This is a genomic window from Zobellia sp. B3R18 (assembly GCF_018860715.1).
Classification (GTDB): Bacteria; Bacteroidota; Bacteroidia; order Flavobacteriales; family Flavobacteriaceae; genus Zobellia; species Zobellia russellii.
Genome location: NZ_JAHKQG010000011.1, coordinates 878,499 through 888,455, shown reverse-complemented (window position 1 = coordinate 888,455; position 9,957 = coordinate 878,499). Strand labels below are relative to the sequence as shown.

At 39.7% G+C, this 9,957-nt stretch carries 6 protein-coding genes; 3 read left to right on the top strand and 3 right to left on the bottom strand.

The genetic code is table 11. From position 1 onward, the window contains the following. Positions 1 to 664 precede the first annotated feature (664 nt). The 3 genes from KO513_RS19820 to KO513_RS10210 all read left to right on the top strand — a co-directional run bounded on the left by KO513_RS19820 (position 665) and on the right by KO513_RS10210 (position 5,629). The gene (locus KO513_RS19820) at positions 665 to 1,738 is read left to right on the top strand and encodes a tail fiber domain-containing protein (RefSeq protein WP_371735795.1); all 1,074 of its coding nucleotides are present in this window, start codon (positions 665 to 667) and stop codon (positions 1,736 to 1,738) included. A 290-nt stretch (positions 1,739 to 2,028) separates the two neighbouring features. Beyond that, complete coding sequence (locus KO513_RS10215) at positions 2,029 to 3,015, top strand: ribonucleotide-diphosphate reductase subunit beta (protein WP_215436347.1); 987 nt, start codon at positions 2,029 to 2,031, stop codon at positions 3,013 to 3,015. A 127-nt stretch (positions 3,016 to 3,142) separates the two neighbouring features. Then, positions 3,143 to 5,629 carry a ribonucleoside-diphosphate reductase subunit alpha gene (locus KO513_RS10210; RefSeq protein WP_215913300.1) on the top strand — a complete coding sequence of 829 codons (2,487 nt, stop codon included), beginning with the start codon at positions 3,143 to 3,145 and terminating at the stop codon, positions 5,627 to 5,629. An 820-nt stretch (positions 5,630 to 6,449) separates the two neighbouring features. Here the strand turns inward: KO513_RS10210 and KO513_RS10205 are convergent. The 3 genes from KO513_RS10205 to KO513_RS10195 form a co-directional block, all read right to left on the bottom strand. Next, positions 6,450 to 7,367 (bottom strand): hydroxypyruvate isomerase family protein, encoded by a 918-nt coding sequence (locus KO513_RS10205; RefSeq protein ID WP_215913299.1) that lies wholly within the window; start codon positions 7,365 to 7,367, stop codon positions 6,450 to 6,452. A gap of 95 nt (positions 7,368 to 7,462) precedes the next feature. After that, entirely contained in the window at positions 7,463 to 8,110 is a 648-nt protein-coding gene (locus tag KO513_RS10200) for a gluconate 2-dehydrogenase subunit 3 family protein (RefSeq protein ID WP_215436341.1), read from the bottom strand. Beyond that, the gene (locus KO513_RS10195) at positions 8,110 to 9,822 is read right to left on the bottom strand and encodes a GMC oxidoreductase (RefSeq protein ID WP_215436339.1); all 1,713 of its coding nucleotides are present in this window, start codon (positions 9,820 to 9,822) and stop codon (positions 8,110 to 8,112) included. Before KO513_RS10195 ends, KO513_RS10200 begins: the two co-directional genes overlap by 1 nt. Between the last annotated feature and the right edge of the window lie 135 nt (positions 9,823 to 9,957).

The following is a 9,957-nucleotide window of genomic DNA, read 5'->3' as shown; positions in this document are numbered from 1 at the left end:
TGCGGGTGGGTTGGTAGATACAGATGATCAGAATTTATCACTTTCAGGAACCATGCTACAGATAGAAGATGGAACGGGTGTTGATCTTTCTACGATTATCCCACCGGGAGGAACAGATGACCAAAACGCCTCCGAAGTTCCTTTTGACAATACGGGAACGGGACTTGCAGCTGCTGATACCCAAGCGGCAATAGAAGAATTGGCAGCTGGTGGGTTGGTAGATACGGATGATCAAGGACTTATAATGACTGGAGATGTGTTAAGCATTGAAGATGGTACGGGTTCGGTTGATTTAAGTGATTATGTGGATGTTACAGGGGAAAGCGGATTGCTTTTAGGTGATGGCACGAATATAAGCGGACTTGAGGGTACGGCAGATGGTCAAGTAGCTAAATGGGATGCGGGTACAAGCATGTGGGTGGCCGGTACTGATGAAGTTGGAGGAGGAGGAAGCTCTTTATGGACAGATAATGCAGGTGATATTTATTTTAATAGTGGTAAGGTGGGTGTTGGTACAGATTCACCAGATGCAAATTTTGAAGTATCAGGTATAGGAACTTTACGCAATAGAATGACATCTACAGATGCCAGAAGTGTTAGTTTACAATGGATGCGGACTGGAGCTGCAAATACTGATTGGGCATTTACGGCAGGAGAAGGAAGAATGGAATTAATGTATTCTTCTACAGATTTGACGGGTGGAAGTGTACATACTCGATTGCTTGATGATGGAACGTTAGATGTTGTAAAGGGAATTCGCTCAGGTGATTTGGCTGGAACAGGAGAACGCAACGTTATGGCCGATGCTGATGGAAATTTGATGATTGGGACGGGTAGTGGAGGAAGTTCTCTTTGGGAGGAAGATGAAGATAATATATATAGATCTAGTGGAAATGTAGGTGTTGGTGTTAGTAATCCTGAAAAGAAAATGCATGTTGGAGGTAATCTCTTTGTTCAGACAAATTTAGGGGGACTAATATTTGGTTTTCCAAATAACGGTAATCAATGGCGGTATAGTACCCGTTCACAAGGGGCAGATTTGCAGTTAGAAACTAAGCTAGACGGATCTAGTTCTTTTTTAACGCGTTTTAGGATGTTTCAAGGGGGGGAATTTCAGTTTGGGCCTAGTTCAAATACTTCTTCTTGGGTTCATGTTCTCAATAATTCAACGATAACCAAGCCTTTGCTCAAACTAGAGGAAGACGGAGATGATTTTTCAAGACTTGAATTCAAAAATACAGAAAGCGACGCTTTCTGGCACATTGCAGGTATTGCAAAGGACGGAGCAAATGGGGGGCAAAATAGTAGATTAAATTTTTATTTCCGAAATGATCAAGGCGCATCTAACCGAATGGCAATTACCGGTGACGGGGATGTATTTGTAAATGGATCTTTAGTCCATAATTCAGATGCTAGATTAAAGAAAAACATAAAAAATCTAGATTACGGTCTTGATGAGGTGTTAAGGCTTCAGCCAAAAAGTTATTTGTGGTTGGATGATAGAAGCTCGGGGAAAAGGTGTCTAGGTCTTATTGCGCAGGAAGTGCAGCAAATAATTCCCGAAATTATTTATGAAGAAGTAGATGCTGAAAATACCTTAAGTCTCAGTTACACCCAGTTAATACCTATAGTTGTCACGGCTATTCAAGAACAACAACTGATAATTGAGCAACAATCAGGAAAAATTGCAAACTTGGAAGAAAGGTTGCAGAGGTTAGAGGCTATGATTACAAAATAGCCCGCTTAGTTGATGTTATAATTTTTAAACCAAAAAGTATATTAAAAACATACTTTTTGGTTTAATTTTTTGTGTTCAACTTTCATGTAAAATTTACGTTAACTGTCGATCCCCGTTAACGTCAGTGTATATACAATGCGAGCATACATTTCAACAATTTGTGTTAAAAACTTTGTGACCGAAATGATCGAACAGCACGCATATTTTGGTGCTTTTTTGCCATCTTTGTTATCCCATCACAAGGGGAGAATTTTCTTCCCAATACACGAATTTTTTAAAAATAATTTGATATGTCCGCAGCTTTAGAGCCTATTTTGGAAGAAAACAACGACCGCTTTGTAATCTTTCCTATTAAACATCATGATTTATGGGAATGGTACAAGAAATGCGAAGCCTGTTTTTGGACGGCTGAGGAAATAGACCTTGGTGAAGATTTAAATGACTGGAATAATAAGCTGAGTGATGACGAGCGTTACTTCGTGAAGCATATACTTGCCTTTTTTGCAGCTTCGGACGGTATCGTAAACGAGAATTTGGCAGAGAATTTTGTTAGTGAAGTGCAATATGCCGAAGCTAAGTTTTTCTACGGGTTCCAGATTATGATGGAAAATATACACTCGGAGACCTATTCGCTTTTGATTGATACTTACGTAAAGGATGAAAAGGAAAAGAACCTTCTTTTTAGAGCAATAGAAAATTTTCCTGCCATTAAGAAAAAGGCAGATTGGGCATTGAATTGGATCGAGTCTCCAAGTTTTGCAGAAAGGTTGATAGCCTTTGCAGCTGTTGAAGGTATATTCTTCTCCGGTGCATTCTGCTCTATTTTCTGGTTAAAGAAAAGAGGTTTAATGCCTGGGCTTACTTTTTCCAATGAGTTGATTTCAAGAGATGAAGGTATGCACTGTGATTATGCGGTACACCTTCATAACAAACACTTGATCAATAAAGTTCCAAAAGAACGTATTACCGAGATTTTGACCAATGCATTGGATATTGAACGTGAGTTCATTACAGAGTCGCTTCCGGCAAGTTTAATCGGGATGAACTCAAAATTAATGACACAATACCTAGAATTTGTAACGGATAGGCTTCTTGTTGAGCTGGAGTGCGATAAAGTGTACAACGCAACCAATCCGTTTGATTTTATGGATATGATTTCCCTACAAGGAAAGACCAACTTCTTTGAAAAACGTGTTTCTGAATACCAAAAAGCAGGCGTTTTGAACAAGGATAATGATGAGGACGCACAGAAAATAAGCTTCGACGCAGATTTTTAGATAATATATAAAATAGAGGACCCTTTCTCAGACAGGGTTTTTGTTCCCAATTTTAAAATTGTTAATTTTTTTAACAATTCAGCATAAACAAACCAACGTATCACACCCCACTAAAAAAAGTATTCACATGTTTGTAGTTAAAAGAGACGGCAGAAAAGAAGTGGTCATGTTCGATAAGATCACGGCCCGAGTAAGAAAATTATGTTATGGCCTAAACGGGCTTGTAGACCCTTTAAAGGTTGCTATGCGCGTTATAGAAGGATTGTATGACGGTGTAACCACATCTGAGCTAGATAATTTAGCGGCGGAGATTGCGGCCACTATGACCACGACCCACCCGGATTATGCAAAGTTAGCAGCCCGTATTTCGGTCTCAAACTTGCACAAGAATACTAAAAAGTCGTTCTCAGAAACAATGAAGGACCTTTATGAGTATGTAAACCCACGTACGAACAAAGAGGCGCCACTTTTATCCGATGAGGTCTATAAGGTAATTTCGGAAAATTCAGAAAGGTTGGACTCCACGATTATCTATAACAGAGATTTTGGATATGACTACTTCGGTTTTAAAACACTTGAGCGTTCGTATCTTCTAAAATTGAACGGTAAGATTGCAGAGCGTCCTCAGCATATGCTTATGCGTGTTTCCGTAGGTATTCACCTAAATGATTTGGATGCGACCATTGAGACGTACGAGCTCATGTCCAAAAAATATTTCACCCACGCTACACCTACACTTTTTAACTCAGGAACACCAAAACCACAGATGTCTTCTTGCTTCTTATTGGCAATGAAAGATGATAGTATAGATGGTATTTATGATACGTTAAAGCAAACGGCTAAGATTTCTCAGTCTGCGGGTGGTATTGGTCTATCTATACATAATGTACGTGCAACAGGCTCTTATATTGCAGGAACAAATGGTACGTCTAACGGTATAGTTCCTATGCTACAGGTGTTTAATGATACGGCACGTTACGTAGATCAAGGTGGTGGAAAGCGTAAAGGAAGCTTTGCTATTTACATGGAGCCATGGCATGCGGATATTTATGCATTCTTAGATTTGAAAAAGAACCATGGTAAAGAAGAAATGCGTGCACGTGATCTTTTTTATGCCATGTGGATTTCGGATTTATTCATGAAAAGGGTAGAGGCTAACGAAGATTGGACGTTAATGTGTCCTAATGAATGCCCAGGATTGTTCACACACCACAGTGAAGAATTTGAAGCATTATATACCAAATACGAAGCGGAAGGAAAAGGAAGAAAAACCGTTAAGGCTCGTGAACTTTGGGAAAAAATATTGGAGTCTCAAATAGAGACCGGTACACCTTACATGTTGTACAAAGATGCGGCTAACCGTAAGAGCAACCAGAAAAACTTAGGTACTATACGTTCTTCTAACTTGTGTACCGAGATTATGGAATATACCTCTCCGGATGAGGTAGCGGTATGTAATTTGGCATCCATTGCTTTACCAATGTTCATTAAGAATGGGGCCTTTGATCATAAAGAACTGTTCAAGGTAACCAAAAGGGTAACCAGAAACTTAAACCGTGTTATAGATAGAAATTACTATCCGGTAAAAGAAGCGGAAAACTCCAATATGCGTCACAGACCAATTGGTCTTGGCGTACAGGGGCTTGCTGATGCTTTTATTCTGTTACGTTTGCCTTTTACAAGTGACGGTGCCAAGAAATTGAACCAAGAGATTTTTGAAACCTTATATTTTGCTGCTGTTACCGCTTCTATGGAAATGGCAAAAGAAGAAGGAGCATATTCTACTTTTGAAGGTTCGCCTATTTCTCAGGGAGATTTTCAGTTCAACCTTTGGGGTATTAAGGACGAAGAACTATCAGGAAGATGGGATTGGAACAAACTGCGTAAGGAGGTTAAGAAAAACGGAGTTCGTAACTCACTTTTAGTAGCGCCTATGCCAACAGCTTCAACGTCTCAGATTTTGGGTAACAATGAGTGTTTTGAGCCCTATACTTCTAATATTTACACTAGAAGGGTGCTTTCTGGTGAGTTTATTGTGGTGAACAAGCATCTATTGGAAGATTTGGTAAACCTAGGTCTTTGGAACGAGAACATGAAGCAAGAGTTAATGCGTGCAAACGGTTCTATCCAACATATAGAAACCATTCCACAGGACATACGTGACTTGTACAAAACGGTTTGGGAGCTTAGTATGAAAGATATTATAGACATGAGCCGCCAAAGAGGATATTTCATTGATCAAAGTCAGTCTTTGAACTTGTTCATGGAAAACGCAAACTATTCTAAATTGACCTCAATGCACTTTTATGCATGGAAAAGTGGCTTAAAAACAGGTATGTATTACTTGCGTACTAAAGCTGCTGTAGATGCTATTAAATTTACATTGGATAATAGCAAGAAGAACGCTGCTCCGGTAAGTGTTGCTGCAGAAGCAGAAGCAGCCGCAACTACGCCGCCAGTAGAGGCAGCTGTTGCAATGGAAGTAAATACTACTTCCAGTGCGCCACAGGCAGAGTTGGACATTCAACCAATGACTCCTGAAGAAATGAAAGAAATGATTGCTCGGGCCAAAGAAGGTCAAGCAGATGATGATTGCTTAATGTGCGGTTCTTAATCAAAGAAGTTTTTATACTTATAAAACCCTGTCCGTTTGGTCAGGGTTTTTTTATGCGTATTTCGGATGGATTATAATAACCCGTTAAGGATGAATGATTTTCTATAGTAGAAAAGAGTTGGCGCTAAATAGGAACGGCTTAGTCACAATAGGTTAAAGGAAAATTTTGAGAAAGTATGACGCAAAAAAGCACTACCTGAGAAGTAATGCTATATATATGGGAAATGACTATTTCTCCAAGTACGGTCTTGCTACTACAGAAAAGATGTATGCAGCAATATAAACGATGAGTATGATAATATATTTGTCCATTGTGCCCCCAATAAAACGTTGTATACTATATACGTAGTAAAATGGATGAAAAGATTACATAAAAGTGACAAAAACTTAAAAAATAGGGAGATTTTTAAGATAAAATCGCACTTGTAAAGCGATTTTTCCGTTTTTGTGCGCAAGATAGCATCATCATGGAGTTAAGAAATTCCATTGATGCGATATTCAAAGCTTTGCCTTCAATCTAATTATTTACTTGCTTTCGTTTAAAATAATGAAACGCAAGTTTAGATAAAAGCATTAGCGATGCATAGGCGATAAGTAGGTATATATATGAGGTCATATAAAACTAACGCCTTCACTAGAAGGTATCTTACCTCTTTAGTATGTAGAACGTCGAAAAAGGTCAAAAAACTCGTTAAAATGCACGATTTGCATCAATATGCCGATGAAACACCCCTTTTTTACTTTTGAAGATTGGATTTGAAGCAAAAAGTAAGTCCTACTTTTTTTAAAAGTAGGACCTATCAAATAAAGACTTTATGTTTTACAGGAATGAATCCTCTTGAATATAGGCGTCAATAACGGCTTGCTCTCCTGCTTTTCCGTCTTTGGAGTTGCCATGTTCCATACCAAGTACCCCTTTAAAACCTTTTTCGTGTATCCATTTAAATACATTTTTATAATTGATTTCCCCTGTAGTGGGCTCTTTACGCCCCGGATTGTCACCAATTTGAATATAGGCTATTTCATCCCAAGTAAGGTCCATATTATGGATAAGGTGCCCTTCTGTTTTTTGCATATGGTAGATATCGAACAATATTTTACAGGCCGGACTATCAACTCCTTTACAAATCATATAGGTTTGGTCCGAGTTCTGTAAGTACAGGTCAGGTGAATCGGATAGAGGTTCCAGAACCATCGTAAGCCCATGAGGTTCTAAAATCTCGGCACCTCTTTTCAAAGCTTCAATTACGTTGCCATCTTGTACACCAATAGGTAGTTTTCTTTCAAATCCACCGGGTACAACGGTCATCCATTTGGCATTGACGCGTTTTGCAGTTTCCACGGCCCTTTTACATCCATTTAAAAAAATATCAATATATTCTTGTTTTCCGGCGGCTAGCGTATTTTTCATGTTGCCCCCTTTGTCTATAACAAAAACACCCATGGTCATACCTCTTTTGGCCAAGGTTTCGCCCATTTTGGTCTGTAGGGCCACATCTCGCTTCATCATACCGTTATCTTCAAAAGCGGTAAAACCTTGATCGGCCATAAAGTTGATCTGATCAATAGGGTCTTCGCCCGCTAATTCTTTGAACATACCCAAATGTGGGGCATATTTAAGATTGAACTTATGAGGTTTAGCAAGACTGTTAGTTGGGCTGGAGTAGGCAAAATTGCCTCCTAGCGAAATGGCTCCACCGGTAAGGGCGGTTTTTTGAATGAAGTTTCTTCTTTTCATTGTGTATATAGGTTGGATGAGTAATCGTAAAATAAAAAAGAGCCGCAAGTAAACAGTAATTTACCAGCGACTCTTCAATAAGCTTTATTGCTTTATTAAAGTGACCAAGCTTTGCCGCCTGTCAGCTCTTGCGTGTCCGCGCAAGCAATATATTCTCCGGGAACAGGTAAGTAGGCCAGGACCTTCTCACCAACATATTCAGAAGTTTTGTAACCCCAAATAGTCATTCCTCTAAGGTTGTTTGCAAAAGCAAAGCGAGCAATACCGTCATCAAGTAGCGCTTCTTTACCCTCGGCCACAGCCTCGTTGTATTGTTTTATAGATTCAAAGTTCTGTACTTCATCCTCTTTGGTGACTTTTAAGGATTCGGCAAGAACCGGTTCTAAATCTTCGGCAGTTAAGTCTGCTCCTTTTTCTTTTCCGGAATCTTTCAACGCCTTTTCAATAAATCGGTCCATAGACATTTTAAGGAAATCTTGTTGGCCCTTTTCCATAACCTGATCGGCAAACCGATCAATGAATATATTTACTTGAGTTTCCGAAGCGGAAGGCGTATCTGTTTTAGGAAGAATGATATCAACTAATTTAGTCAATACCGCCCCTTGGTCTTTTGTGAAAAAGTCTGGGGTCCATTCAAGTACGGTCTCGTTTTTACAACTTTGAACAATGCTGAGCAGAGTTGGGGTGGCTACGGTGTATCCCAGTGCCATACCCATATTCTTGAGTGCTTTTCTCCTATCCATTATATATTTCCTTTTTTAAGTTCGTTTACGGCGTGGTTAGCAGCTCTTGCTGTAAAGGCCATATAAGTTAAAGATGGGTTTACACAACTTGCAGAAGTCATGAACGAACCATCTGTTACGTAAACGTTTGGTACATCATGTATTTGGTTGTTGCCGTTCAATACAGATGTTCTACGGTCTCTACCCATACGTGCTGTACCCATTTCATGAATACCTAGACCTAAGCCCGTTTCGCGATCATGACCTTTAACGTCTTTTACTCCTGCTTTTTCAAGCATTTCAATAGCAGACTGCATCATGTCTTTACGCATGTTCAATTCGTTTTCCTTAAAACCGGCATCAAAAGTTACGGTTGGTAATCCCCAATCATCCAATTTATCGTAATCAAGGGTCATGCGGTTATCTTCGTAAGGAAGTACCTCTCCGAAACCACCAATACCTATGGTCCATCCGCCTGGTTTTAAAATAGCATCTTTTAGGTCTTTTCCATAGGATAGTTCCGCAACTAGTTCTTCCCAATCGCCTCTACTTGCGCCACCTTGATAACCAAACCCGCGCTTGTAGTCTTTTCTATTGGTGTCTCCTCCTAAGTTTCTAAACCTTGGAATATAAACTCCGTTAGGTCTTCTACCTTTATAATATTTGTCCTGAAAACCATCAAATTTACCTGAGGCACCAACACCTAGGTGGTGGTCCATAATATTACGGCCCAATTGGTCTGAGTCATTACCCATACCGTTAGGGAAACGGTCAGATTTTGATTGCATTAAAATTGATGTAGAAGCTATGGACGAAGCACAAAGGAAAATAACCTTTGCTTTAAATTCGTACGCCTCTTTGGTAACGCGATCTATAACTTTTACACCAGTTGCTCTTTTTGTTTCTGGGTCATAAATAACCTCATGAACAATTGAATCTGGGCGTAGCGTCATATTTCCTGTTGCTTCGGCAGCAGGTAACGTAGAAGAAAGGCTACTAAAGTAACCTCCAAAAGGACACCCTCTAATACATCTATTTCTGTATTGACATTTGGTGCGTCCATCAAAGTTTTTAGTTCCTGTAATATGGGCAACTCTACCAACGGTTACGGCACGACCATCAAACTCCTCACCTACTTTTTCCTTAAAGTGCTCTTCCACACAATTAAGTTCCATTTGTGGTAGGAAGTTACTATCCGGTAGTTGTGGAAGGTTTAGCGCCTCGCCACTAACACCAATGTAATCTTCAACTTTTGCATACCAAGGTGCAATATCTTTATAACGTACCGGCCAATCTACGGCAATACCTTCTTTTTTATTTGCTTCAAAGTCAATGTCGCTCCAGCGGTAACTTTGGCGCCCCCATTGTAATGAACGTCCACCTACGTGATAACCTCGCATCCAGTCAAAACGCTGTATTTCGTTATACGGATGTTTAAGATCGTTTACGAACCACATTTTACTTGCGGCGTTGGTGGTATAGCCAGTTCGGTTCTGTTTTTCCTGTTTTGCGATGTCCTCTTTTGTTGGTTTTCCTCCGTTAGGGAAATCCCAAGGGTCCATGTTCGCAGTTTCATAGTCTTCGATGTGCTTCACCATACGTCCGCGCTCCAGCACCAAGGTTTTTAGTCCGGCCTCGCACAGCTCTTTTGCTGCCCAGCCACCACTTATACCTGTACCCACCACAATCGCGTCGTAAGACTCTTGCTCTTCGTTGTAATAAAATTTGCTCATGTACAAAATTGTTTAGTCCATAAATTTATTAAATATTAAATTAATTTTCTACATTTATTCGCTATACATCTTGTTAAGGTGACACATTTGCAGGTGATCTATCCTCAAATCCTTAAAATTCAATAAACTAATCTT

What these genes read in the sequence shown, in the direction of transcription:
- KO513_RS19820 (WP_371735795.1), top strand. Translation starts at nt 665, where the DNA reads ATGGAATTAATGTATTCTTCTACAGATTTGACGGGTGGAAGTGTACAT.
- KO513_RS10215 (WP_215436347.1), top strand. Translation starts at nt 2,029, where the DNA reads ATGTCCGCAGCTTTAGAGCCTATTTTGGAAGAAAACAACGACCGCTTT.
- KO513_RS10210 (WP_215913300.1), top strand. Translation starts at nt 3,143, where the DNA reads ATGTTTGTAGTTAAAAGAGACGGCAGAAAAGAAGTGGTCATGTTCGAT.
- KO513_RS10205 (WP_215913299.1), bottom strand. Translation starts at nt 7,367, where the DNA reads ATGAAAAGAAGAAACTTCATTCAAAAAACCGCCCTTACCGGTGGAGCC.
- KO513_RS10200 (WP_215436341.1), bottom strand. Translation starts at nt 8,110, where the DNA reads ATGGATAGGAGAAAAGCACTCAAGAATATGGGTATGGCACTGGGATAC.
- KO513_RS10195 (WP_215436339.1), bottom strand. Translation starts at nt 9,822, where the DNA reads ATGAGCAAATTTTATTACAACGAAGAGCAAGAGTCTTACGACGCGATT.